At 62.3% G+C, this 23,290-nt stretch carries 22 protein-coding genes; 12 read left to right on the forward strand and 10 right to left on the reverse strand.

All coding sequences use genetic code 11. From position 1 onward, the window contains the following. Nucleotides 1–9: 9 nt before the first annotated feature. Nucleotides 10–1,011, forward strand: a complete 1,002-nt coding sequence (locus ACFX4T_RS10030) for a trypsin-like serine peptidase (protein WP_377651658.1) — start codon at nt 10–12, stop codon at nt 1,009–1,011. Nucleotides 1,012–1,115: 104 nt separating this feature from the next. On the opposite strand, the gene purH is transcribed toward ACFX4T_RS10030, so the two are convergent. Continuing rightward, on the reverse strand, nt 1,116–2,786 hold the full coding sequence (gene purH / locus ACFX4T_RS10035) for a bifunctional phosphoribosylaminoimidazolecarboxamide formyltransferase/IMP cyclohydrolase (protein ID WP_216924844.1): 1,671 nt from the start codon (nt 2,784–2,786) through the stop codon (nt 1,116–1,118). A gap of 143 nt (nt 2,787–2,929) precedes the next feature. Here purH and ACFX4T_RS10040 point away from each other — a divergent pair, with 143 nt between their 5' ends. From ACFX4T_RS10040 to ACFX4T_RS10050, 3 genes are all read left to right on the forward strand, one after another. Beyond that, nucleotides 2,930–3,877, forward strand: a complete 948-nt coding sequence (locus ACFX4T_RS10040) for an N-acetylglucosamine kinase (protein ID WP_377651659.1) — start codon at nt 2,930–2,932, stop codon at nt 3,875–3,877. Then, a complete protein-coding gene (gene murQ / locus ACFX4T_RS10045) occupies nt 3,852–4,802 on the forward strand; it encodes an N-acetylmuramic acid 6-phosphate etherase (protein ID WP_377651660.1) in 951 nt (316 codons plus the stop codon). The genes ACFX4T_RS10040 and murQ overlap by 26 nt, the downstream gene beginning before the upstream one ends. A 73-nt stretch (nt 4,803–4,875) precedes the next feature. Beyond that, nucleotides 4,876–6,228 carry an MFS transporter gene (locus ACFX4T_RS10050; protein ID WP_377651661.1) on the forward strand — a complete coding sequence of 451 codons (1,353 nt, stop codon included), beginning with the start codon at nt 4,876–4,878 and terminating at the stop codon, nt 6,226–6,228. 70 nt (nt 6,229–6,298) lie between these two features. On the opposite strand, the gene ACFX4T_RS10055 is transcribed toward ACFX4T_RS10050, so the two are convergent. Both ACFX4T_RS10055 and purN read right to left on the reverse strand, forming a co-directional pair. Further along, entirely contained in the window at nt 6,299–6,934 is a 636-nt protein-coding gene (locus ACFX4T_RS10055) for a hypothetical protein (RefSeq protein WP_377651662.1), read from the reverse strand. A gap of 420 nt (nt 6,935–7,354) precedes the next feature. Next, nucleotides 7,355–7,927, reverse strand: coding sequence for a phosphoribosylglycinamide formyltransferase (purN, locus tag ACFX4T_RS10060; RefSeq protein WP_216924839.1), 573 nt, complete (start codon nt 7,925–7,927; stop codon nt 7,355–7,357). An 11-nt stretch (nt 7,928–7,938) separates the two neighbouring features. Here purN and ACFX4T_RS10065 point away from each other — a divergent pair, with 11 nt between their 5' ends. Further along, nucleotides 7,939–8,388, forward strand: coding sequence for a hypothetical protein (locus tag ACFX4T_RS10065; protein ID WP_377651663.1), 450 nt, complete (start codon nt 7,939–7,941; stop codon nt 8,386–8,388). A 37-nt stretch (nt 8,389–8,425) separates the two neighbouring features. Here ACFX4T_RS10065 and ACFX4T_RS10070 read toward each other — a convergent pair whose 3' ends face one another. Next, nucleotides 8,426–9,757 carry a DUF6350 family protein gene (locus tag ACFX4T_RS10070; protein WP_377651664.1) on the reverse strand — a complete coding sequence of 444 codons (1,332 nt, stop codon included), beginning with the start codon at nt 9,755–9,757 and terminating at the stop codon, nt 8,426–8,428. A 129-nt stretch (nt 9,758–9,886) separates the two neighbouring features. On the opposite strand from ACFX4T_RS10070, the gene ACFX4T_RS10075 reads away from it, so the two are divergent. The 3 genes from ACFX4T_RS10075 (at nt 9,887) to ACFX4T_RS10085 (ending at nt 12,379) form a co-directional block, all read left to right on the forward strand. Then, nucleotides 9,887–10,357 (forward strand): DUF4383 domain-containing protein, encoded by a 471-nt coding sequence (locus tag ACFX4T_RS10075; RefSeq protein ID WP_377651666.1) that lies wholly within the window; start codon nt 9,887–9,889, stop codon nt 10,355–10,357. 314 nt (nt 10,358–10,671) lie between these two features. Then, nucleotides 10,672–12,147 carry a flotillin family protein gene (locus ACFX4T_RS10080; RefSeq protein WP_377651668.1) on the forward strand — a complete coding sequence of 492 codons (1,476 nt, stop codon included), beginning with the start codon at nt 10,672–10,674 and terminating at the stop codon, nt 12,145–12,147. Beyond that, complete coding sequence (locus ACFX4T_RS10085) at nt 12,140–12,379, forward strand: hypothetical protein (RefSeq protein ID WP_216924834.1); 240 nt, start codon at nt 12,140–12,142, stop codon at nt 12,377–12,379. The genes ACFX4T_RS10080 and ACFX4T_RS10085 overlap by 8 nt, the downstream gene beginning before the upstream one ends. 43 nt (nt 12,380–12,422) lie before the next feature. On the opposite strand, the gene ACFX4T_RS10090 is transcribed toward ACFX4T_RS10085, so the two are convergent. From ACFX4T_RS10090 to ACFX4T_RS10100, 3 genes are all read right to left on the reverse strand, one after another. Further along, nucleotides 12,423–12,800, reverse strand: coding sequence for a hypothetical protein (locus ACFX4T_RS10090; protein WP_377651669.1), 378 nt, complete (start codon nt 12,798–12,800; stop codon nt 12,423–12,425). Further along, nucleotides 12,797–13,222: a J domain-containing protein gene (locus ACFX4T_RS10095; protein ID WP_377651670.1), complete on the reverse strand. Its 426-nt coding sequence runs from the start codon at nt 13,220–13,222 to the stop codon at nt 12,797–12,799. The genes ACFX4T_RS10090 and ACFX4T_RS10095 overlap by 4 nt, the downstream gene beginning before the upstream one ends. Nucleotides 13,223–13,448: 226 nt before the next feature. Next, nucleotides 13,449–13,871 carry an Hsp20/alpha crystallin family protein gene (locus ACFX4T_RS10100; RefSeq protein ID WP_223948302.1) on the reverse strand — a complete coding sequence of 141 codons (423 nt, stop codon included), beginning with the start codon at nt 13,869–13,871 and terminating at the stop codon, nt 13,449–13,451. 141 nt (nt 13,872–14,012) lie between these two features. Between ACFX4T_RS10100 and ACFX4T_RS10105 the strand changes: the two genes are divergently transcribed. Next, the gene (locus ACFX4T_RS10105; protein ID WP_377651672.1) at nt 14,013–14,471 is read left to right on the forward strand and encodes a MerR family transcriptional regulator; all 459 of its coding nucleotides are present in this window, start codon (nt 14,013–14,015) and stop codon (nt 14,469–14,471) included. A 49-nt stretch (nt 14,472–14,520) separates the two neighbouring features. Here ACFX4T_RS10105 and ACFX4T_RS10110 read toward each other — a convergent pair whose 3' ends face one another. Then, nucleotides 14,521–15,030: an Lrp/AsnC family transcriptional regulator gene (locus tag ACFX4T_RS10110; protein WP_377651674.1), complete on the reverse strand. Its 510-nt coding sequence runs from the start codon at nt 15,028–15,030 to the stop codon at nt 14,521–14,523. A 185-nt stretch (nt 15,031–15,215) separates the two neighbouring features. Here ACFX4T_RS10110 and ACFX4T_RS10115 point away from each other — a divergent pair, with 185 nt between their 5' ends. Continuing rightward, nucleotides 15,216–16,655 carry an amino acid permease gene (locus tag ACFX4T_RS10115; protein WP_377651675.1) on the forward strand — a complete coding sequence of 480 codons (1,440 nt, stop codon included), beginning with the start codon at nt 15,216–15,218 and terminating at the stop codon, nt 16,653–16,655. Nucleotides 16,656–16,708: 53 nt separating this feature from the next. Here the strand turns inward: ACFX4T_RS10115 and ACFX4T_RS10120 are convergent, their stop codons facing one another. Both ACFX4T_RS10120 and ACFX4T_RS10125 read right to left on the reverse strand, forming a co-directional pair. After that, the gene (locus ACFX4T_RS10120) at nt 16,709–18,604 is read right to left on the reverse strand and encodes an FG-GAP-like repeat-containing protein (protein WP_377651676.1); all 1,896 of its coding nucleotides are present in this window, start codon (nt 18,602–18,604) and stop codon (nt 16,709–16,711) included. A 67-nt stretch (nt 18,605–18,671) separates the two neighbouring features. Then, the gene (locus ACFX4T_RS10125) at nt 18,672–20,570 is read right to left on the reverse strand and encodes an FG-GAP-like repeat-containing protein (protein WP_377651678.1); all 1,899 of its coding nucleotides are present in this window, start codon (nt 20,568–20,570) and stop codon (nt 18,672–18,674) included. Between the two features lie 153 nt (nt 20,571–20,723). On the opposite strand from ACFX4T_RS10125, the gene ACFX4T_RS10130 reads away from it, so the two are divergent. Together ACFX4T_RS10130 and ACFX4T_RS10135 are read left to right on the forward strand one after the other, a co-directional pair. Continuing rightward, entirely contained in the window at nt 20,724–21,890 is a 1,167-nt protein-coding gene (locus tag ACFX4T_RS10130) for a glycosyltransferase family 4 protein (protein ID WP_377651679.1), read from the forward strand. Continuing rightward, a complete protein-coding gene (locus ACFX4T_RS10135) occupies nt 21,887–23,236 on the forward strand; it encodes a UDP-glucose dehydrogenase family protein (protein WP_377651680.1) in 1,350 nt (449 codons plus the stop codon). The genes ACFX4T_RS10130 and ACFX4T_RS10135 overlap by 4 nt, the downstream gene beginning before the upstream one ends. The last annotated feature ends 54 nt before the right edge of the window (nt 23,237–23,290 follow it).

Consider the following 23,290-nt stretch of genomic DNA (forward strand, 5'->3'; position numbering starts at 1 on the left):
TGGAACAACGTGACAAAAGCCAAGACCCTGGCCACAAGCCTGCTGAGTCTGTCCGCTGCCGCAATCCTTGCCCTGGTCGGAACCACCAGCGCAAACGCGGCCCCCGCCAAGGACATCGACTCCAGCGGCGTTGCGGTCAGCAGCCATGTGGCGTCGGACAATGGCGCCGCAGACTATTGGACCCCGGAACGCATGAAGAACGCCAAGTCCGGCGACATCCTCGCCAGCAAGGCACTGGACCGCGGCCGGCTCCTCAACCTCGGAAAAGCCCCCGTCACCGAAGCCCCGGGCGCCCTGAGCAGCGTCGAAGGCCAGCAGGCGTCCACCGACTCCAAGGCCCTCAACCTCAAGACGAACCAGAGCGAAACCCCCGTCAAGCACATCGGCAAGATCTTCTTCACCCTGGGCGGAGCAAACTACGTCTGCTCCGGCAACTCCGTGACGGCAGCCAACAAGAGCACCGTCTCCACAGCCGGCCACTGCGTCAACGAAGGCCCGGGCGCTTACGCCACCAACTTCGTCTTCGTACCTGCCTACCTCAATGGCTCCGCACCCTATGGGAAGTGGACAGCAAGGGCGCTGTACTCCCCCACCCAGTGGGCATCCAACGGCAACATGCAGTACGACACCGCCTTCGCCGTAATGAACACCCTCAACGGCCAGCGGCTCGCGGACGTGGTGGGCTCCTCCGGTGTCCAGTTCAACGCCGCCCGCGGCCTGAGCTACAAGTCCTTCGGCTACCCGGCAGCTCCTCCCTTCAACGGCGAATCACTCAAGAGCTGCTCCGGCACCGCCACCAACGATCCCTATAACCCGCAGTTCGCCACCCAGGGCATCCCGTGCAACATGACCGGTGGTTCCTCAGGCGGTCCGTGGTTCATCGGCAACAGCTCCGGCGGGTACCAGAACTCGATCAACAGCTACGGCTACGGCAGCAACTCCAACACCATGTACGGCCCTTATTGGGGCTCCGTCATTCAGTCGACCTACACCACCGCGGCGGCTTCGTAACGGTTCTGCTTCTGCACGCCCCGGTTAACTACGACGGCGGCCGTCCCCATCCCGGGGCGGCCGCCGTTGCGTTGTACTGCTTTTGCCTTTGTGGGCGGACCCTTCTAGTGGAAGAAGTGGCGAGCTCCGGTGAAGTACATTGTGATGCCGGCAGCGTTGGCTGCAGCGATGACTTCCTCGTCGCGGACGGAACCGCCCGGCTGGACGACAGCCCGAACGCCAGCGTCGATCAGGATCTGCAGGCCATCAGCGAACGGGAAGAACGCATCCGAGGCTGCAACGGCACCGCGGGCGCGCTCTGGTGCGTTGGTCGCGTCGGCGTTCGAAGCGCCGCCGGCACCTTCGACGTCGGACTCCACCTTCACGCCCAGCGTGTTGGCGCGCTCGACGGCAAGGCGGCAGGAGTCCAGGCGGTTGACCTGGCCCATGCCGATGCCCACTGCGGCGCCGTGATCTGCGAGCAGGATGGCGTTGGACTTTGCGGCACGGCAAGCCGTCCAGGCGAAGGCGAGGTCCGCGAGGGTCTTTTCGTCGGCAGCTTCACCGGCGGCGAGGGTCCAGTTGGCGGGGTTGTCGCCGTCGGCGTCCACCTTGTCGCTCATCTGCACCAGCACGCCACCGGAGACCTGGCGCATCTCGGAGGGGTAGCGGCCATAGCCCTCAGGCAGGGCGAGGAGGCGGATGTTCTTCTTCTTGGAGAGGATCTCCACAGCTTCGGGCTCGAAGTCCGGGGCGATAACAACCTCGGTGAAGATGTCCGCAACCGTGCGGGCCATGCCTGCAGTGACGGTGCGGTTCGCGGCGATGACGCCACCGAAAGCGGAGACGGGATCGCACGCGTGGGCCTTGGCGTGGGCGTCGGCAATCGGGTCCGCGGCGTCGGCTGAACCAACGGCTACACCACACGGGTTGGCGTGCTTGATGATCGCGACGGCGGGCTCGGCGAAGTCAAAGGCAGCACGGAGGGCGGCATCGGCGTCGACGAAGTTGTTGTAGCTCATGGCCTTGCCGTGCAGCTGGTCAGCCTGGGCGATGCCAGCCGGGGCAGCCTTGTCCACGTAGAGCGCGGCCTGCTGGTGCGGGTTTTCGCCGTAGCGCAGGACCTCGGAACGCTCCAAGGAAAGTCCGGCGTACGCGGGCCAGTCGATGACGCCGTCGCCGTCTTCATCCAGGAACTGGCTGGCGGTCCAGGTGGCAACAGCGTTGTCGTAGCTGGCCGTGTGCGCGAAGGCCTTGGCGGCCAGGCGGCGACGGGTGTTGAGGTCGAACCCGCCTTCCTGTGCAGCGGCAACCACTGCGCCGTAGAAGTTGGGGTCCGTAACGATGGCGACGGCGGCATGGTTCTTCGCAGCCGAACGCACCATGGCGGGGCCTCCGATGTCGATCTGCTCAACCACGTCGTCCTGTGCTGCGCCGGACTTCACGGTCTCGACGAACGGGTACAGGTTCACCACAACGAGGTCGAAGGTTTCGATCTCCATACCGGCAAGGGTTTCCATGTGCGCCGGGACGCGGCGATCGGCGAGGATGCCGCCATGCACGCGCGGGTGCAGGGTCTTGACGCGGCCGTCCAGCATTTCCGGGGAGCCGGTGACTTCTTCGACTTCCTTGACCGGGATGCCTGCGGCGGCGATCTTCTTGGCGGTGGAGCCGGTGGAAACGATAGCGACGCCGGCTGCGTGCAGGCCTTTCGCGAGCTCCTCCAGTCCCGTCTTGTCGTAAACCGAGATCAGTGCACGGCGGATGGGAACACGGTCAAGCTGCGTCAAGCTCACAAAAGTCTCCGTCTTAGTTCGCGTAGATGTCGCGGGGTGGTGGGATATGGGCAGTTTATCGTGTTTCGTTGGCGGACTGGTTTTGCGTCCTGGTTGCTCCTGCGTTGCGGGGCCCACTCTGCGCCGCAACATAGGGTTGAGCCATGGAAGCCACCGATGTCGTTCTCGCCGCCGATGTAGGGAAGAGCCGTTGCCGGGTGGAACTGCGTAGGGGCACGGAGTTACTGGGCGCAGCGGACCAGCACGGGTTTCCCGGAGTGCACACCGACAACGGGCCCACCATCGCTTTCGAGCTCCTCCTTGAGACGGTCTCGATGCTCCCGCCCGGCCTGCCTGTGAGCACGTTGACGGGGATCGGCGCAGCTGTGGCCGGCGTCGAAGCTTCTGCCGAGAAGTCCCGTGAACTCGCCATCATGTTGTCCCAACGCTTCGGCGTCCCGGCAGCTGTCCTCTCGGACGCCACGGCAGCCCAACTCGGTGCCCTCCAAGGCGCACCGGGCACCACACTGATCGTGGGCACAGGCGCAGTTGCCTTCCGGTTCGACGAAGCCGGAATCCTTCATCGTGCCGACGGCTGGGGACCTTATCTTGGGGATCGTGGCAGCGGGCGTTGGATCGGTCAGCGGGGGCTCCAGGCCGTTTTGGAAGCGCACGACGGCGGCCCTCCCACCTCGCTTTCGGCTGCGGCAGGGGCTCTGGTTGACTCCCCGGAAAAGCTCCCGGGCTGGCTCGCGTCCGTCGAAAACCCGTACAGGGCAATGGCCCGGTTCGCGCCGCTGGTTCTGCACGCAGCGGAGGCGGGTGACGCCGTCGCGAATGTCATTGTGGACGAGGCCTGCCGCATCCTGACCCATACCGTGAAGCTCGCGTCCGGTGGTGACGAGGCCAGCTCACACCGTGTGGCGTTGCTGGGCGGAGTGGTCAGCTCCGGGTTCTTCGCGGAGCTCTTGCGGAAGTCCCTTGCTTCGGCTGGGATTGAGGTGGTGGCCCCGCTGGGCGATGGCTTGGACGGTGCTGCTCTCGCTGCGACGCGCCGCGGGCTCATCCAGGAAAGGTACATCCACCGTGACGGAACAAACTGGACAGACTGACGCGGACAGGCTCGCGGGTCTGCGCACGGAACTCGCCGGGCTGGAGACCGAAGCTGCGGCGGAGAACCTGAGCGAGCTGGACATCATGGGCACGGAGGAACTCGTCGCTGCCATGCTTGCCCACACTGCAGGAGTACACACTGCAGTTGAGGCGGCGAGCCCTGCGATTGTGCAAACAGTCGACGCCGTGGCGGAGCGACTCCAGCGTGGGGGTCGCCTTCTTTATGTGGGGGCTGGAACGGCCGGGCGACTGGGGGTCCTGGACGCAAGTGAGTGCCCGCCGACGTTCGGAACCCCGCCGGGACTCGTCGTCGGACTTATCGCAGGTGGCGTCCAGGCAATCCAGAAGCCCGTGGAGTACGCCGAGGATAACGCGACCGCAGGCGCGCGCGACCTGCACGATATTAACGTGACGGAAGCGGACGCCGTCGTGGGTATTACTGCGTCCGGTCGAACGCCTTACGTGATTGGCGCGTTGGAAGAGGCCCGAAAGAAGGGCGCGTTCACGGCGTCGCTGGCGTGTAATAAGGGCTCGGCCGTCAGCCATCTCGCGGATGTGGCCATCGAGGTTGTGGTGGGTCCGGAGTTCATTGCGGGCTCCACGCGACTGAATTCGGGAACTGCGCAGAAACTAGTCCTCAACATGATCAGCACGCTGGTGATGGTGAAGCTCGGTAAGACGTACGGAAACCTGATGGTTGACCTGCGCGCGACCAACGAAAAACTCCTGGCCCGCTCGCAAAGGACAGTTCAGCACGCGACCGGGGTGGACGCGCATCAAGCCGAAGCCGCATTGGACTCGGTCAACGGCTCCGTAAAAGCGGCCATCCTGGTGCTGCTGACCGGCATCGAACCAGCTCAGGCCAAGAGAGCTCTGGAAGACGCCGGCGGTTTCCTGCGGAGGGCGATCGAAAACCAGAAGTAACCCGAACGACGGTGTTGGCCCGAGCGCATGGCGGTGTTCGCCCAAGCGCATAAAGTTGCATGCAGGAGGGCAGATGAATACATACACAGCCGTGCCCAGCGGCGAACAAGTTGTGCAGGAACTGCCGTGGCGGTGGAAGGTCCAAGGCAGGATCTTCGTGATCGGTGGCCTGGGGTTCATGTTCGATGCGTGGGACGTGACGCTCAACGGCATCCTCATTCCGCTGCTGTCCAAGCATTGGTCCCTTCAGCCGGCTGACGCTGCGTGGATCGGCACGGCCAACCTGATCGGCATGGCCGTAGGCGCGTTCGCGTGGGGAACCATCGCCGACACGATCGGGCGCAAGAAGGCGTTCACGGCAACCCTCCTGATCTTCAGCATCTTCACCGTGCTCGGCGCCTTCGCTCCGGACATCGTATGGTTCTGCATCTTCCGCTTCATGGCCGGGTTCGGTCTGGGCGGCTGCATCCCGGTGGACTATGCGCTGGTGGGTGAGTTCACGCCGCGCAAGCAGCGGGGCAGAGTCCTGACTGCGATGGATGGCTGGTGGCCCGTGGGCGCGGCGCTTTGCGGGTTCATCTCGGCGGGACTTGTTGCTGCCTTCGGCGACTGGCGGCTCACGATGCTGATTATGGTGCTGCCTGCACTCCTCGTTTTCTGGGTCCGGCGCAGTGTTCCGGAGTCTCCGTTGTTCCTGATTCGGTCCGGCCGCCGGCAGGAGGCAGCGGCGGTGATTGATGGTTTGGTGGAGGCAACGGGCGCCTCACCCCGGGCCTACAGCCTGCCGGAACCTCAAGCCGCCCCCAGGCTCTCCCCCGGCAGCGCGTGGGAACAGCTGCGGAGGATCTGGACGTTCAATTGGAAAATCACCACTGCGGCTTGGGCCCTGTTCTTCAGCATCCTGTTGGTCTACTACCTGTCCCTGACATGGATGCCCCGGATCCTCATTGGCGCCGGCTTCGAGGAGTACAAAGCCTTCGTCACCACAGCCGGGATGGCTGCCGTCGGGCTTTTGGGCGTGGTAGCCGCCGCGCTGCTGGTGGAGCGGGTGGGCCGTAAGTGGATCCTCGCCGTCACCGGTCCGCTTTCCGCGCTGACGTTGGTGATCGTCGCGTTTGTAGTGGACGTGCCGCAAGCCGCCGTGTTCTGGCTGTTGGTGTTTGGCTTCGTGGTCCAAGTGGCCATCCCGGTCCTCTACGCCTATGTGTCCGAGCTGTATCCCACTGAGCTTCGTGGCTCGGGCTTCGGCTGGGCATCGACGTTCTCCCGCATTGGCGCAGGCTTCGGGCCTTTGGTGTTCGCATCGTTCTTTTGGCCCGAATTCGGTTTGGCTCAGTCCTTTGCGATGGCCGGCGGGCTGGTCCTGCTCTCGGTTCTGTGGATGGCGTTCTTCGCCCCCGAGACGAAGCAGCGCATCCTCGAGTAAGTGCCCCTTCTTTCCCAACTAGGTCGCACTTAAGCGCGTTTTGAGCCCCCTAAACGCGCACAACTGCGACCTAGTTGGGTGACCAACCGCGCTGCTCGAGCGCCCGCCTCACCTTGGCCACCGCGGTAGTCGCCCCCGGGGACATGTGACGCTTAGAGATCCGGATAAGTATCCACCCAGCGCGGCTGAAATCTTCCTCGCGGGCAATGTCCCTCACAATCTGATCGGCCTCCGAATGGCCCTCCCCTTCGTATTCCACCGCCACCCGCCACTCACGATAGGTCACATCCGATTGACGCACGACGCCGGGACTCAACTCCGTGGTCACGTTGATTTCCGCAGTCGGGAGCCCCGCCCGGTCCAGTGCCAGCCGAAGCCGTGTTTCGGGGGCCGAGTCGGCGCCGACGCACGCCTGTTCCAGTGCAAGACGGGCTTTGCGGATCCCTGGTGTTCCCCAGTGGCGATCCAACATTTCTTCCAGGTCATCCACCGTGCAGTAAGGCGCGCGGCGGCCCTCGAAATCCGGTCTTGGAATGCGCAGCAAGTGATCCGCCACTACCGTGATCTCGTCGATGTCCATCTTCCGCGTGCAGTCCAACCATGTGCGGGCTCTGCTGGTGATGTACAGGCCGTTGAGCGTCGTGATTTCGTCTTCAAAGAACTGGCCCCGATGGCCAATTACGCCTCGGCGACGAGGAATTGCCATGGTGTGAGGGCGCGCGATGTGGATTCTTGGGTCGTTGCTGCCTGGCAAGAAGCCCGGAAACCCCCACAACAAAAAGGCGGTCGCGTGGGATGCAGCCGAGAACGGCGTAACAAGGGTCACCGGACGAACTGTTTCAGCAATTGCGCGCGGAGCATCCGACTGAGGCACCCGAATCGCCCGGCTCGGAGAGATTAGGCTTCGGTGACTCAGCCGCCGTCGGGATACTCCGGCTGCAACGGCTTCCTGCCAGGTGAAAGGTAACGAAGCGAGTGATTCGGGAAGGGGTCGCGGAGTCTTCATGCCCCATGCTGACAAACTTCCCTAGGGGCGTGCTGCGTTATCCACAGGCAGAGCCCGTCGGACGGAATCTAAGTAGCAGCACTGCGCGTTTAGAGGGCTCAAAACGCGCTTAAATGCGACCTAGTTGGGAAGGGAGGCCGCGAGGTCTGCGAGGGTCTGGACCAGCAGGCGGCGCTCCACTACCTTGATGCGCTCGTGAAGGGTTTCCTCGGAGTCGTCTGGGAGAACGGACACGGCTTCCTGGGCAATGATGGGGCCGGTGTCCACGCCGGCGTCGGCCCAATGGACCGTGCAGCCAGTAACCTTCACGCCGTAGGCCATGGCGTCCCGGACACCGTGAGCTCCCGGGAAGGACGGCAGAAGCGCGGGGTGCGTATTAACGTACTTGCCGCCGAAAGCGTCGATGAAGTCGGCGCTCACGATCCTCATGAAGCCGGAGGACACCACCACATCCGGGTTATAGGAAAGCACCTTGTCGCGGAGGGCGGCATCCCATTCGTCGCGGGTTTCGAACGAGTTGAAGTTCACCACGAAGGTCTCAATGCCGGCTTCGTCGGAGCGCTCCACGCCGTATGTATCGGGCCGGTCCGCACCCACAGCAGCGATCTCGACGTCCAGTTCACCCGACTTCACGGCGTCGATGACAGCCTGAAGATTGGAACCAGTACCGGACACGAGGACAACAATGCGCATTGCACTAGCTTATGGGCGGCTCGCGTAGGCTGGAAAACATGAATCCCGACGTCGGTCCCCGGCCGAGCCAGCAACCCCGCACTGCCGCGGAAAAGTCCGCATTCGGCGTGACACAGATCCTGTTCCGCGCTTTCCTTTTGTCGGCCTTGGGATCGTTTTTCGTGTTCTCCCTGAACGTGAACTACGTGTGGTTGAGCGCCATCCTGACCGTTGCTGGTTTGGTGTTGGGGATTGTGGTCCTGGTCCGGTCGGTGAAGTACAAGCATCCCCGGTTGGTGTTGTTTGGCACCATTTCCGGACTCGTGGTCTCGGCGGTCATGTGCCTGCTGATTCTGACGTCGGTGCTCTTCTTCAAACAAGTCACCACGTATCAGGACTGCGCTCGCTCCGCCCTGACGGAATCGGCCAAGACACAGTGCCTCACGCAGCTTGAAGACTCCATGCCGGGCCCGGTCCGCTAAAGCGAGCCAGCCGAACGAAAAGCCGAGCCGCCCAGGCTCAGGCGTGTTCGTCGTCGAACGCTACCTCGTCCAGGTTCGCCTCGCGCAGCTTCTGGCGGCGTTCCAGCCAGGGCCCCACTGCGTAGCCGATCACGACGCCGATGCCCACCTCGGCGGCCAGCCAGACTGCCGTCCAAAGCGGGTGAGGTCCGATTTCCGTGAGTCGGCCGATACCGGCTGAACCACGCGCGACCCATGCCAAGGCACCGCTCAAGACCCCGGCAACAGCTCCAATGAACGCACCCAGGAACAACGTCGAGGCCGCCGCTGTGAACCAGCGGGCCTTGATTTTGATGGAGAGCCATTCGTCAAAGTGATTCTCGCCTTCGCGGAGGAACCACCAGCCTGCCATGATCCCGGCAACCACGGGGAGGGCAAGAGCCATCGGCCCGGCGTCGAGTTGTCCCGACGGAAGCCCACCGAAAACCGGGACGGCAGGCAAAGGCCCGACGGCGGTGCCCAGCGGCCCTGCATGCGAGCCGACACCGAGCGAGAAGCCAGCCCCGGAGGACCACGCCAGAGCAAAGACCACGAGGTTGGGAAGGAATCCGAGCTGCGCGATCGTGAGGACGGCGCCGCCCAAGGCACCGGCTTGGAGCCCTTCGTATACAGCGATGATGTCCGTCCAGTGCCACACGATGTCCACGGCCAACAGCACTGCGGCGAGGCAAACTGCCGCCATGGTGGCAACGAACCCGGCCTTCAAAGCTGAGCCCACATACGATCCCGCCCACCGTGAGTGCTGGCTTGTCTTGGCGATCCATGCGACGGCGTCCACCCCGATGAGCCTGCTCCAGGAGCCGGCCTCGCGTCGGGCGCCGACCACCAGGCCGAGTGCGAAAGAGATCAGAGGGATGGTCATGGCGAACCACAGATTGATGACTACTTCCGGGGTGCGGCACACGAATCCCGTGGCTGTGCCGAACGCGGCGTATACAACGCAGGCGCCCAGGAACGCCTGCCACAACTGGTCCGTGTAGGAAGCGCGTGCAAGTCGTCGTCCCGCCCGCCAGGCAAGCAGGAACGGAATGAGCGTCAGACCCAGGGGAATCAGCGAAAGAAGACCGGTTCCAGGCTGGCCGGCGGTTCCAATGTTGACCTGTGCCAAGGTCAGCGGGACACCGTGGATCAGTAGCCACGCTTGGCCGGCGAGGCGCGCCAGGAAGTCTACGTTCCGGTTCTGGAATCCGTCGGTGGCCCACACCCCAACCAGCGGAAGGATAACAACGATGGCTGAAATGAAGGCTGCCTGTGCCGCTTCCAAACCACCCTGTAGCCAAAGGGGCATCGGGAGGCCACGGTTTCCGGTTTGATCAGCGCGCAGTTTCATCGTGTCCTATCGTGCCACGGTAGGCGGCACTCCCCCGGCAGGCGCCCTGTAATACCGCCAATTCCAGCGCTTTTTGCCCGAACCGGCCGTAAAATAGGAGATGTTCGCAAGGGGTGACTGGAGGAGCGAATGAGTACCTCTGCTTCACATGCACGCGGTGTCCACTTCGGACGGCAAGACATCCAGGTTGTTGGCTTGGGTGTGGGTGCCGTCCTTGCGCTGGTTGGCGTCCTGGGGTTCATTCCGGGCATCACCATGCAGTACTCGGAGCTGCAGTTCTTCGGTCCGGACTCGCACGCGATGCTCTTTGGCGTGTTCCAGGTCTCCATGCTGCTGAACCTCGTACAGCTGGCCATCGGCGCGGCAGGGTGGGCGATGTCCCGCACCGCGCATGGCGCACGTAACTTCCTGATGGGCTTCGGCGCCCTATATATCGTGCTGAGCATCTACGGGCTGAGCGTTGGAGTCGACTCGGCAGCAAACTTCCTTTCCCTGAATAGCGTGGACAACTGGTCTTACATGGTGCTGGGCATCCTGATGATCGCCGCCGGCTGGATGTTCGCCCAGTACTTCACAGACGACAAAAAGGCCCGGAAATAATAGAAGCCGGGAACTAGGAGCGGCCAATGAACAGGTGTCACAACTAATAACAGAAAGTCGTACTAGCAGCTGGTGCAGCCACCTACGGATTCTCTCCAAAGGTTGCACCAGCCTTCTTTGTTAATGCTCGACGGCGGGTGGCTGGGTTAGGCGGGCAGACCCCTCAGCCTGCTTGGACGTCGTGGCACAAATGACGCACAAAAGTGCTGGACTTCCCTGCTGCCGCCCAACGAGACTGTGTACACGAACAGGCACATGGCCTATGGGGGTCAACGGATGAGGCCGGTTCACATCGTCTGAAGGGACAAGGTCACATGAACGACCTCTCGGCATTTTTCCCCTTGATAGCTGGCATTCTTGGCGTGATTGTTGTCATCGGTTTCGTGTGGCTGGCGACCAAGGCAATGTGGAAAGTGGCGGAACCGAACGAGGCCCTGATCATCTCAGGGCTGACCCGCGGCACGCTGGAAAATACCGACGGCATGGACTTCAAGATCGTCACAGGCAAGGGCGCCTTGGTGGTTCCCGGGCTGCAAACAGTCCGGACCCTTGCGCTGACGCTGAATGAAACAGAACTCAAGGTCTCGTGTGTGACGTCGCAGGGTATCCAGGTGATTGTGGACGGCGTGGTGATCTACAAGATCGGCGACGCTCCCCCGTTCATCGCGAACGCTGCGCGGAGGTTCCTTGGACAGCAGCCAAAGATGGAGAGCCAGGTCTACAACGTGTTTGAAGGGCATCTCCGCTCGATCATCGGCAGCATGACTGTTGAGGAAATCATTCGCGAGCGCGACAAGCTCGCCTCACTCGTCCGCAGTGCCAGTGGCGTGGAGATGGAGAAGCTTGGCCTCGTAGTGGACTCCCTGCAGATCAAGGACCTACAAGACCCCACGGGCTACATCCAGAACCTCGCTAAACCGCACATTGCCCAGGTCAAGATGGAGGCCCGGATCGCCGAAGCCACCCGCAACCGTGAGGCGGCTGAGAAGGAAGCGGAAGCTGCTGCACTGATTGCCGATGCCCAAAGCCTGTCCGCCATCAAGCAATCTGCCGCGCAGGCGAATGCTGAACAGGCCCGAGCCAACGCTGCGCAGGCCGGACCGTTGGCCGATGCCACTGCCCGTCAACAAGTGGTGGTCCAGGAAACCGAAGTTGCAAAGCTTGAGGCCGACCGCGAAGAGCAGAAACTGCAGACCACCATCCGCAAGCCTGCCGATGCCAAGGCCTACGCCCAACGCACCGAGGCCGAAGCGAAGAAGGCTGCTGACATCAGTGCCGCCGAGGCCCTGGCGAAACGCATCGAACTGGACGCCCAGGCCAATGCACGCCGTGTTGAACTCGAGGCCCAAGCGAATGCGGGAGCAGCTGCAGCAATGGCCGGTGCAACCCGCGTGACAGGTGAAGCCGAAGCAGCTGCGACGACCGCCCGAGGAAATGCGGCAGCATCGGCAGTTAAGGCTAAGGCGTTGGCTGAGGCCGAAGGTATCAAGGCCCGGGGCGAAGCGCTGGAGACAAATCAAGAAGCTGTCATCAACCAGCAAATCGCCGAGAACATGCCCGCCATCGTTTCGGCCGCGGCAGAGCCTTTCTCGCGCATCGGGCAGCTGACGGTGCTCAACGGTGGCGATGGACTGAACAGCATGGTGGGCGGGATTCTGTCCCAGGTTGGCAGCTTCCTGCCGTCCTTGGCCTCCGCGTTGAAGGGGAACGGAGCTGGTCGACCGACCACCCGACCCGCTCCTGTGAAGTCTCCGCCGGCAAAGGCGTCAGACGCGGCATCAGATGCATAGAGAGGTAAATCGGAGCCTCACCGGCAAGATCGGCAGGGTGACGGGGACAATCGCGCCGGGCACCATTGGCGAAGTCATGCTCCCCTTCCATGGCGGTACCAGCGCGTTTTTTGCCTACCCGTTCGACAAGACCAGCGTCTTTCCTGTGGGCGAGAAGGTGCTGGTGATCTACTTCGAGCCGCCCCAGACCGTCTACGTGGATGAGCTCCCGGATGTGCTGCGGGAATCCTGACTTGGGACTTCGGGCCGGACCGACCCCCCAAAAGGTATGAACCCTAAGGCTGCGGCCCGTAGATGAATTCCTTGGCGTGCTTGACCGCCTTCTTGAAGGCGTCGTTACGCAGCGAGACCTGCTCGGTGGTGCTGCCCTTTCCGGGTTCGACGAAGGTGGTTGGTCCTGGACGGAGGATCCAAATGTCGCCGGCGGGCGGGAGATAGAAGACACCGAAAGACCTATGCTCGGGATCTTCCGTCCAAATAGGGACCACTGCCACGGCCGCACCGGTATCCACGTTGATCCATTGAGCACGCGGCATTGGCTGCTCGTGCACCTCCGGGTCCAGGAACGGCGCGGTTCCCTTTCCCCAGCGATTCTCGAATCGCTCGTAGAACGCGGGCATCAAATGGCTGTCGTACGAGCGCCAGGCACTCATATGTATCTCCTTCTGACTTTGGGCGAGGGGTATCCGGGGGTAGTCCTCGGCAGCGGTTCCCAGCGGACCGGGCCGAAGACGAGGGGCTGTTGATCCTTTTGGCTGCCCGCGGGAGATGCGGGCGACTTATGGATGCGAACTTTGACCGGCTTCCCTGGGGAGCCGCCCGTTGAGGTACCGGTTCGTCGGGCGCTGTCATAGGCGCTCCGCTTCGCCGGATCCGAGAGCACCACGTACGCCTGCATGATCGCGTGCAGCTCCTGGAGGTCGGCCGCCCGGGTGGAGTCGCCGTCGTCGACCTTTTCGCGGGTGTCCGGGTGACGCGTCCGCAGCAATGAGCGGTAGGCATGGGTGATTTCACGGGCTGTCGCGCTGGGAGCCACGTTCAAAATCGAGTAGTAGTCGGGTTGGTTGTTGCTCACGGCCGGTTCCGGTGAAGTGCTGAGGATTTGGCGATGGCCCCCGGCATGGGCCGGGGGCCATCAATCGGGAGGCAACGTCGGGGACCACGTTTCATCTGCACAACAAGTGCTGTGGCGTGGCGCGAAGCCTGCGCCCAACTATTCCGATGTGGTCGGTCTGAAGCTCCCGGTCTGACGCTCCGCTGGGTGGCCACCCCCGGGTGGAGCTCCAGCGGAGCAGCTGTGGCTAGGCGTTGATCTCCTGCCGTTGGCTGTTGGACTGGATCTCAATGCGCCGCGGCTTTGCCTTCTCGGCGACGGGAATGCGGAGTGTCAGCACACCTGCGTCGTAGCTGGCCTGGACGCCTTCGGTATCCAGCGTGTCACCCAGAATGAGCTGCCGGCTGAAGACGCCTTGCGGGCGTTCGGCGGCGATCATCTCGGTGTTCTCGCCCGCAGGCGACTTACGTTCTGCCTTTACCGTCAGGACGTTGCTTTCAACGTCCAGTTCCACCGAATCAGGCGAGACGCCCGGCAGATCGAAGGCAACTATGAATTGCCCCTCCTCCTGCCAAGCATCCATCGGCATGCCGGCAGGCCGTGCTGTTGTGCCAAAAACCTGTTGGGCGAGCCTGTCGAATTCGCGGAACGGGTCTGTGCGCATCAGCATTTGGTTCTCACTCCTTCAGATTTTGATGCGGTTTTGTTGTTTTGCCAGCCTTCCAGATCTGTGTTGGCTGGTATAGATTTTTTATAGCACTGGTGAGAGAGTGGTGCAAGAGGTTTTTTCAAAGATTTTGGAGAGGTTTGCATGGCTGGTGACGCTGACAGCGGGCGGCTGGATCACGACGGCGGACCTGCCCCCTCCGTGCCTAACGGAGGCTCGGGCGGCGGCGCCGACCGGAACGCCATGGGTGTCTACGCCATCTCGGTTGCGGCGGAACTCGTGGGCACCGGGCAACAGAACATTCGGCAGTACGAGCGCAAAGGGCTGCTGACTCCTGAAAGGACCGACGGCGGCACTCGCCGCTACAGCGAACAGGACCTTGCTACGCTGCGCAGGATCGGCGCGCTCCTGGACGAGGGGCTCAACCTGGCCGGCGTGAAGCTCGTGCTGGAGTTGGAAGCCGCAAACCGGGGGCTGACGGAGGACAACCGGGGCCTGGCCGACCACAATCGCGAGCTCCGGGCGGACAACAAAGGGCTGCGGAAGGATTTGAAAGAGGCCCGCACGGAACGGGACGCACAGACCGGTCCGGGCACACACTGAACCCTGCCTCATCAGGCGGGCCCGGTCCCATCAGGAGTTCGCACCCCTTCTAGGCTCCCGTGGGACCTGGTTCCGGCTGCAGTCGCTCAAAGACGAGAGTGGTCTGCGTGCTGACAAAGGCTTGATTACTGCCCAGGTGGGTGGCGACGAACTCCCTCAGTTCTGCCGTGGAGGCACAAGCCGCGTGGAGAAGAAGATCGTGTTCTCCACCGAGAACAAAAACACTCAGCGTCTCGGGCAGATCGCGGAGCGACCTCGCCAGTTCAAGCATGTTCTTCCGCGCTTGGGCGTGAACGTTGATGGAGATCATGGCCTGGACGTCCAAGCCCAAGCTCCCAAGATCAATCTCGGCATGAAAGCCCTTGATGACCCCTGCCGCCTGGAGGGCCCGGACCCGGTTCAGGCAGGTCGACGGAGCAAGCCCAGCCCGGCTTGCCAATAAGTTGTTGGGCGTTCGCGCGTCGCGTGACAGCTCCCGCAGAATCACGATGTCCGCCTCATCCAAGCGAAGCCGATTCGGTTGCTCTCTCCGATCACGAATGATTTTTGAATTGATCATAAATTCTTCCGTCAGTTTTGGCCGATGATTCAGACTTGATGCGGCTGAACCGACGAATATTCTAACCTGTGAATCGGGCCACACCCCGGCCGCGCCCTGGGAGTCTCGCCGCGAAGCACCAGCCGCCAGGAACACGCATACCCGTTCGTACACATGCGTCCCTCGCTCATCAGAAGGAGACAAAGATGCCAGACACTTTTGACCAAATCACGGAGCGTGAAAAAGGTCTAAAGCGTGAGCTCACCGGCCCGCAGCTGACTATGATCGCCCTTGGAGGTGCCATCGGAACAGGGTTGTTCCTCGGCAGCAAATTCGCGATCTCCTTCGCCGGGCCAAGCGTTCTGCTGAGCTACGTCATTGCGGGCCTCGTCGCCGTTATGCTCATGGGTGCCCTGGCGGAGATGACCGTGGCTCACAGCACCACGGGCTCGTTCGGTGCCTTCGCCGAGCACTACATCTCCCCCTTGGCCGGGTTCGTCACGAAGTACCTGTACTGGTCCTGCATTGTGCTGGCTGTAGGCACCGAGGTCACGGCCATCGGCGACTACATGAAATTGTGGTTCCCTTCAGTCCCGCCGATCCTGTGGATCCTGGTGTTCTCAGGGGCCCTCATCGCTGTGAATATGTTCAACGTGAAGGCCTTCGGCACCCTTGAATACTGGTTCTCCACCATCAAAGTCTTCGCCATCCTCGGCTTTATCCTGGTGGCCGGCATCCTGGTCTTTGGCAGCAACAACCCCGGTTACGGCACGCACAACTACACAGCCGAGGGAGGGTTCTTCCCCAGCGGCGTCAGCGGCATGTGGTTCGCCGTGGTGGTGGCAATCTTCAGTTACCTCTCCATCGAGATGATTGCCGTCGCTGCCGGTGAAGCAAAGGACCCGGCCACGTCCGTCAAGAAGGCCTTCAAGGTTACGGTCTTCCGGCTGTTCTTGTTCTACATCCTGACGCTCGCCTTGATTCTCGCAATTGCACCTGTCAGCCAGATCCTCACCGGCGACAGCCCATTCGTGACTGTCATGCAGGTTGTCGGCATTCCGTTCGCTGATTCGCTGATCAACGTCGTCGTGATCGTCGCAGCTCTCTCGGCGATGAACTCGCAGCTGTACATCTCCACCCGCATGATGTTCAGCCTGTCCCGCGCCGGACAGGCACCTGCAGTGTTCGGCAAGCTGCGCAAGAACGGCGCCCCCGTCAACGCCCTGCTGCTGTGCTCCGGAGGCATTGCGGTGGCGACAGTTGTCTACGCTCTGAACCCCGAGTCCGGTTTTACCTTCATGATGGCGTTGTCCATGTTCGGGGCGATGTCCACCTGGCTCATGATCTTCCTGACCCACCTGGCTTTCCGGCGCCACGCCAAGCGACACGGCACACCCCTCAAGTACAAGCTGCGTTTCTACCCCTTGGCATCGGCCATCGGCGCCGTAATGATGGTGGCTATTTTGATCACCACTCTCTTCATCGAAGGCTTCCGGATGACCCTGATCTTCGGCATCCCCTTCGTGTTGGTGGTGATCGGGTGCTACTTCGTGATGAAGCGTCGGCATCCAGGCGGCAGGAACCAGCGGGCAATTCACGACGGCGGCGTCCTCCACACTGCTGAAAAGGCGCCAGCGCTGGACTGATTGAGCAAAGAGAAGGTTGAGGCCCTCACATTGGGGAGGGCCTCATCCTTTTCTCAGAGGATCGCCGTCATCCCATTCCAGCCCTGGCCGATGACGCTGCCGATGGGCCACTTCGCCCCACCACTACCAGAGAAAAGCCACAAGGCACCGGACGAGTCGCGAGCCATCACATCGGGTTTGCGGTCACCGCTGAAGTCGCCTGGACCAAACACGGCAGTCATGCCATTCCAGCCTTGGCCGTACTGCACTTGGGGCAGCCAGCCGCCAGCGCCGTTCCCTGGATAGAGCCACAGACGACCACTTGCATCGCGTGCGGCTACATCTGACGCACCGTCAGTGTTGAAGTCCCCTACTCCAAGAATGTCTGTCATTCCAGACCATCCTGATCCAATCTGCACCCGGGTCAGCCACCCTCCCTTGCCATTTCCGGGATACAGCCAAAGGACACCACTGCTGTCTCGGGCTGCTACGTCGGGATAGCCGTCTCCGCTAAAATCGCCGACGCCCGTAATGGAAGTCATGCCGTTCCATCCCTGTCCAGCTTGAACCCTCGGCAGCCAACCAGCCGCGCCATTCCCGCCATACAGCCACAGCACGCCGGTGTTATCGCGGGCAAGAATGTCCGACTTCCCGTCCCCATTGAAATCACCCGGGGCGAGAAGGGCCGTCATGATGTTCCACCCCTGACCGACCTGCCGCCGATCCAGCCATCCGGCCGCGCCGTCACCGGGATAGAGCCAGAGCGCTCCGGAACCGTCGCGGGCCAAAACGTCGGCGTTTCGATCGCCATTGAAGTCATTCTTTACCGGTTGTGGATCTGCCGGCTGAATGACAGTCACCGAAGCGCTGCCGCTGTTAGCTACGTACGTAGTACCCGTGTATTCGTGGACGGCCACGGCCACGGGCTGGGCTCCAGTTCGGACGACAACCGACGTGTTGGAAGAATCGATGACGGAAACCCCGCCCCTGCTCAACGTTGCGTAGGTTCTGTGGCGGGTGGAGTCCACTGCTAACGATGTGGGCTGGCTGGGAAGGCTGATCTGGGCGATCTTGCTCCTCGTTGCTGGGTTGACCAGCACCACCGACGAGTTGCCCGTAGCACCCAACGATTCGACATAAACGGTGCCAGTCCACGAGTCGACGGCCACCTTCCCAAACGTTTCGTTGGCCTGATACAGGTTGCTTGCGTGATTGGACTCGTCAACAAGTCCCACTTGGCTCTGCGGGCTGTCGATGAAGCTTCCCGCGAGCGTCCGGTAAACCTCGTTGGTTCGGGTGTTCACAGCATGATCGACGGCGTTGCCTGCACCGAAGACATAGACGGTCTTGTCATTCGTTTGTCCATCGATGACTGTGAGAACGCCGCCAATAGGGACAAAGACCTTGTTTCTCGACGCGTCGATGACCATCCTTCGCGGAGTTGAGTTGTAGTACGGGATGTCCACTGCTGAGTGACCCGCCCAGGGGTCAATGACGGTGATCCCATTGCTGTAAGCAACGTAGACCTTCCAAGTGACCTCGTTGACGGCCACAGCGCGAGGATCGGGGCCGGTTTTGACCCGTCCCACCACTGTGGCCCCATCGACGATGACCACGGATCCGTTGGCACCTGCTTTCCCCGCAACACTCACATAGGCACGGCCGCTTCCCTGGGTCGCAACACCTTGAGCAATGCCACCTACATCTACTGTGGTTGCTTTTCTCGTGTCCGCATCGATGACGGACACCCCGCTGTCGGTGGCAACGTAGACATCCCCATTGCCGGCGACGGCAATGTCATGCGGGGCCGTGCCGACCGCAATATCGAACGATGTGGAATCAGCAACTGCCGGCGAGCCAACCAACAACGAAACGGCCAGTGCCCCCACAACTGCGAGGGCCGCCGTCGAGCGCTTTCGGCCCGTTTTCTTCAACCCGGACACAGACGAACCAGACGCGACAGAGTTCATGAGACCCCCAAGAAATGAGACGCGACTGCCGCGTCGATGAGCGGAGTCTACATGGCTGTCAGGAAACTCACAGAATCGCCGTCATCCCATTCCACCCAGTACCGACGCGCGAAGCCGTTGGCCACCAGGATCCGCCTTGCCCCGAGTACAGCCAAAGCTCCCCAGCGGCATTTCGCGCCAAGATATCGGCCCGGCCATCACCGTCGAAGTCGCCGGGGCCAACAAGAGAGTTCATGGTGTTCCAGCCTTGCCCGATTGCCTGGCGAGGCTGCCAGCTGCCGTAGCCGTTCGGCGGGTAGAGCCACAAGGCTCCGGCACCGTCGCGGGCAGCGATATCCGACAGGCCGTCGCCGTTGAAGTCGCCGACCCCGGTGATCTCGGACATGTCGGACCACCCTGAACCAACCCACATCCTGGGCAACCAGCCACCGCTGCCATCTCCCCGGTATACCCAAAGGGCACCACCACGATCGGGGGCTGCAACGTCTACGAACCCGTCGCCGTGGAAGTCAATCCCTTCGATCGCGCTCATGCCCTCCCAACCACTGCCCACCTGCACCCGCGGTTTCCAGCCTGCGGAACCGTTACCCGGATACAGCCAGAGCAATCCGCCGCCATCGCGGGCGAGCACATCAGCGCGGCCGTCGCCGTTGAAGTCGCCGGGAGCAAGCAGTGCGGTCATGACGTTCCATCCCTGCCCGACCTGGAGGCGAGGCAACCAGCCACCCGAGCCGTTGCCCGGGTAAAGCCACAGCACGCCGGAAGCTTCCCTAGCCAAAACGTCGGCAAAACCATCGCCGTTGAAGTCGTTCTTAACAGGTGCCGGCACCGTTCCATCGATCACCGACACGGAGTCGCTGCCATTGTTGGCCACGTACGTTTTGCCGGTGGAGGGGTTCACGGCCGCCGAAACCGGCTCCTGCCCGGTGTACACAGCGGAACTGCTGTTGTCGGCGCCATCAATGATGGTGGTTCCCCGGCCGGACATAGGAACGTAGACCTTGTTGCTCGCTTGATTCACCACGATGTCACGGACAAGCGAGGGTGTGATGATCTGCGCCATCTCAGTGAGGGTCGCCCCATCAAGGACTTTGACGTACCCATCCGTTGAGTTGCTGTCCGCCGCCACGTAAATCCTGTTGGTGGCAGGGTTGACAGCCAACATCCCCACCTTGCTGGAAGACTCGTACTTTCCCGTGGTTTTATCGGTCGCGCCGTCAATCACACTCACGCCGGCACCGTACCTGCCAAGCGTGGTGTAGTAGATCTTGTTGGTTGCCTGATTGACTGCGAGGGCGCGAATGCCCCCAGCGCCGATGATGATGTCGCCGGTAACGCTGCCAGCAGCGTTGATGACCCTGATGGTTCCGCTGGAGTTCACGTAAACCTTGTTGGTGACAGGGTTGACCACGATGTCCTGCGCACCCCCGGATAGCGGAACACTGGTAACTGCGTTCGTAACACCATCGATGACGGCAACGCCGGAAGCGATACCGACGTAAATCTTGTTGTTCGTTTCGTTGACAGCAACGACACCGGCCCCGGAGCCCACCGGCACGGACGTTACGGCGCGGGTCACACCGTCAACCACGGCAACGGATCCACCAATCTCGCTGACGTAGATCTTGTTTGTCGCCGTGTTCACAGCAACGTCCACAGGCATGTCACCTGAATACAAGTCGCCCCCGCCAGAAACGCCATTGATGACGGATACGCCCTCAAACGTGGCAACATACGCCTGGTTCGTCAAAGGGTTCACGGCAATTTTCCCAGGCTGGTCCCCCACAGGAACAACGTTGGTCACCGCATCGGCCACAGCCGGGGAGGTCGTCGTTGTCAAAGAACCAACGGTTCCCACCAAAAGAGCCAACGCCAGTCCGACGGCGACAGCCCGCACCGATACGAGGCGCCGCCGTCGAACGCCCACTCCCCAAAGCGCACGCGAATAATCCCCAACAGCACCCATTTTTACCCCCAAAAGTCGTGACGCCCCAGCGCGCCCATGCGGGAAGTCTACGCGGCCTTCCAACAGCGATGAAGACTCCTGTTAACCAACTCTTCCTCCACAGGCCACCCGTTCGAACCCGCAAGGCCAACCGCTCCGACCACCGTTGAAACCGTGAGGATCGCAATCGTCGCCGAATCATTCCTGCCACTGATGAATGGGGTAACCCATTCGATACTGCGGGTGCTGGAGCATCTGCAGGAGCGCGGCGATGAGGTCATGGTGATCGCGCCGTCGACGTCGGACACCGATGTTTCGAGCGTCGTCAAGGGTGCGTATGTGCACAGGCTTCCCTCAGTGCCGCTGGCCGGTTACACGAATGTGCGGGTTGCTTTGGGTGGTGTGAATCGGGTCAAGCGAATCCTTGCCGATTTCGCCCCCGACGTCGTTCATCTCGCCTCCCCGTTCGTCCTGGGCTGGCGGGCTGTGCAGGCTGCCGATCAACTCGGGATCCCGACGGTTGCGATCTATCAAACCGAGGTCCCCAGCTACGCCGCCCGCTATGGCGTGCCGTTCCTGGAGAACTGGGCGTGGAACCGCGTGGACAACATCCATCTTCTTGCCACCCGAACCCTTGTGCCGTCCTCGTTCGCGCTGAACCAGTTGCGCGGACGCGGCATCCTGCGCGTGGATATGTGGCGCCGCGGCGTGGATACCGCACGCTTCAACCCCGCGAAACGTTCGACGGCGTGGCGCAGCTCGGTAGCGCCGGACGGTCACCGGATCATCGGTTACGTCGGCCGGCTCGCCGTGGAGAAGCAGGTGGAGGACCTCGCCGTGCTGGCGGACCTGCCGGATACGAAGCTGGTGATTGTTGGTGACGGTCCGCAGCGTCCAGCCTTGGAGGCGGCCCTCCCTAACGCGCACTTTGCTGGCTTCCTCGGCGGGGATTCGTTGGCGCAGGCTGTGGCAGGCTTCGATCTCTTTGTTCATCCCGGCGAGTTCGAGACCTTCTGCCAGACCATCCAGGAAGCCATGGCGTCGGGCGTTCCTGTGGTTGCGACGGGCCGCGGCGGCCCCCTCGACCTCGTGGAAAACTCCCGCACAGGCTGGCTGTACGAGCCGGGGAACCTCACCCAACTGCGCGACTACGTGCAGGACCTGATGGGCGACGACGCCAAGCGCCGCGCGTTCGCAGCGGCAGCAACCGCGTCGGTCCAGGGACGGACGTGGCCCGTGCTCAGCGCCGACCTGGTACGGCATTACAACGAAGTCATCGCCGGCATTCCCAGCGAAGCCGACCCCACTGAACTGACCTCAAGCAAGGGACCCTCCTCATGAAGATCTCCGTGATCGGCTGCGGCTACCTCGGCGCCGTCCACGCCGCAACGCTCGCGTCCATGGGCCACACCGTGGTGGGCATCGACGTCGATTCCCACAAGGTTGAGCAGCTCAACAAGGCGCTGGCTCCCTTCCACGAGCCCGGCCTGGACGAACTTCTCAGCGATGGACGCACCACGGGCCGGCTGAAGTTCACCACAGACTTCTCAGCGGCGGCCGACGCCAAAGTCCATTTCCTCTGCGTGGGCACGCCACAGTCCAAGACCTCTGACACGGCCGATCTCTCCTACCTGATGAGCGCCACGAAGAGCCTCCTCCCCCACTTGGCCAAGAGTGCCGCCGTCGTGGGTAAATCAACGGTGCCGGTAGGCACTGTGGAGACGCTTCGGGCGATCCTGGCCCGACGCTCGGACGTCCTGCTCGGCTGGAACCCCGAGTTCCTGCGTCAGGGCACAGCCGTCAAGGATTCCTTGGTTCCTGATCGACTGGTTTACGGGGTTCCTGGCGGCAAGGGTGCCGCAGCCGGCGCTCCGGTGACAGCCGTTCTGGATGCCGTGTACGAGCCGCTGATCAGCGCCGGGATCCCCCGTTTGGTCTGCAACTTTGCCACGGCGGAGCTGATCAAGTCGGCGTCGAACGCGTTCCTGGCCACGAAGGTCAGCTTTATCAACGCGATGGCAGAGCTCTGCGATGCTTCGGGTGCCGACGTGGGCGAGCTCAGCGAAGCGATGGGCTTGGACCCGCGCATCGGAAACCGGTACCTGCATGCCGGGCTGGGATTCGGCGGGGGTTGCCTGCCCAAGGACATCCGTTCGTTCCGTGCCCAATCGCGCGAGCTTTCCGTCCCGTCCGTGGATCGATGGATGGCCTTGGTGGACACCATAAACCTGGACCAGCGCACGCGTGCCGTGGATGTGGCTAGGGAAATGTGCCGGGGCTTCCTGTCCGGCAGAACGGTGACAATCCTCGGCGCAGCGTTCAAACCAGACACCGACGACATCCGCGACTCCCCCGCCCTGGACGTCGCGCAGCAACTCGCTTCTGCCGGCGCACACGTAACCATCACCGATCCCAAAGCCATCAACAACGCCTGGATGCGCTACCCGCAGATCCGCTTCGAAGCCTCCACCAAGCGCGCCCTTGAGGGCGCCGAACTGGTGCTGCTGTTGACCGAATGGGACGAATATTTGTCCCTCTCGCCATCGTTGGCGGGCTCACTGGTACGACGCCGGATGGTGCTGGACGCCCGGAACGTACTTGACGCCGAGGCTTGGCGGAGTGCGGGATGGACCGTCCGCGGGTTGGGGACGGGAGCGTCCGTGGTAGCGGAGGAAATGTTCCTCTAGCCGGCTCGAACTCCCGGGAACATCACGACAGGTACTGCCGTTATCCACATTGTA

It is taken from the genome of Paenarthrobacter sp. YIM B13468 (assembly GCF_042788025.1).
GTDB classification, from domain to species: Bacteria; Actinomycetota; Actinomycetes; order Actinomycetales; family Micrococcaceae; genus Arthrobacter; species Arthrobacter aromaticivorans.

Bases quoted from the DNA above. Each gene is read 5' to 3' on its own strand.
- ACFX4T_RS10065 (WP_377651663.1), top strand. From the start codon at position 7,939: ATGGGCGGCTCGCGTAGGCTGGAAAACATGAATCCCGACGTCGGTCCC.
- ACFX4T_RS10105 (WP_377651672.1), top strand. From the start codon at position 14,013: ATGGCTGGTGACGCTGACAGCGGGCGGCTGGATCACGACGGCGGACCT.
- purN (WP_216924839.1), bottom strand. From the start codon at position 7,927: ATGCGCATTGTTGTCCTCGTGTCCGGTACTGGTTCCAATCTTCAGGCT.
- ACFX4T_RS10135 (WP_377651680.1), top strand. From the start codon at position 21,887: ATGAAGATCTCCGTGATCGGCTGCGGCTACCTCGGCGCCGTCCACGCC.
- ACFX4T_RS10100 (WP_223948302.1), bottom strand. From the start codon at position 13,871: ATGCTGATGCGCACAGACCCGTTCCGCGAATTCGACAGGCTCGCCCAA.
- ACFX4T_RS10115 (WP_377651675.1), top strand. From the start codon at position 15,216: ATGCCAGACACTTTTGACCAAATCACGGAGCGTGAAAAAGGTCTAAAG.
- ACFX4T_RS10050 (WP_377651661.1), top strand. From the start codon at position 4,876: ATGAATACATACACAGCCGTGCCCAGCGGCGAACAAGTTGTGCAGGAA.
- ACFX4T_RS10085 (WP_216924834.1), top strand. From the start codon at position 12,140: ATGCATAGAGAGGTAAATCGGAGCCTCACCGGCAAGATCGGCAGGGTG.
- ACFX4T_RS10110 (WP_377651674.1), bottom strand. From the start codon at position 15,030: ATGATCAATTCAAAAATCATTCGTGATCGGAGAGAGCAACCGAATCGG.
- ACFX4T_RS10125 (WP_377651678.1), bottom strand. From the start codon at position 20,570: ATGGGTGCTGTTGGGGATTATTCGCGTGCGCTTTGGGGAGTGGGCGTT.
- ACFX4T_RS10080 (WP_377651668.1), top strand. From the start codon at position 10,672: ATGAACGACCTCTCGGCATTTTTCCCCTTGATAGCTGGCATTCTTGGC.
- ACFX4T_RS10070 (WP_377651664.1), bottom strand. From the start codon at position 9,757: ATGAAACTGCGCGCTGATCAAACCGGAAACCGTGGCCTCCCGATGCCC.
- ACFX4T_RS10120 (WP_377651676.1), bottom strand. From the start codon at position 18,604: ATGAACTCTGTCGCGTCTGGTTCGTCTGTGTCCGGGTTGAAGAAAACG.
- ACFX4T_RS10040 (WP_377651659.1), top strand. From the start codon at position 2,930: ATGGAAGCCACCGATGTCGTTCTCGCCGCCGATGTAGGGAAGAGCCGT.
- ACFX4T_RS10075 (WP_377651666.1), top strand. From the start codon at position 9,887: ATGAGTACCTCTGCTTCACATGCACGCGGTGTCCACTTCGGACGGCAA.
- ACFX4T_RS10090 (WP_377651669.1), bottom strand. From the start codon at position 12,800: ATGAGTGCCTGGCGCTCGTACGACAGCCATTTGATGCCCGCGTTCTAC.
- ACFX4T_RS10055 (WP_377651662.1), bottom strand. From the start codon at position 6,934: ATGGCAATTCCTCGTCGCCGAGGCGTAATTGGCCATCGGGGCCAGTTC.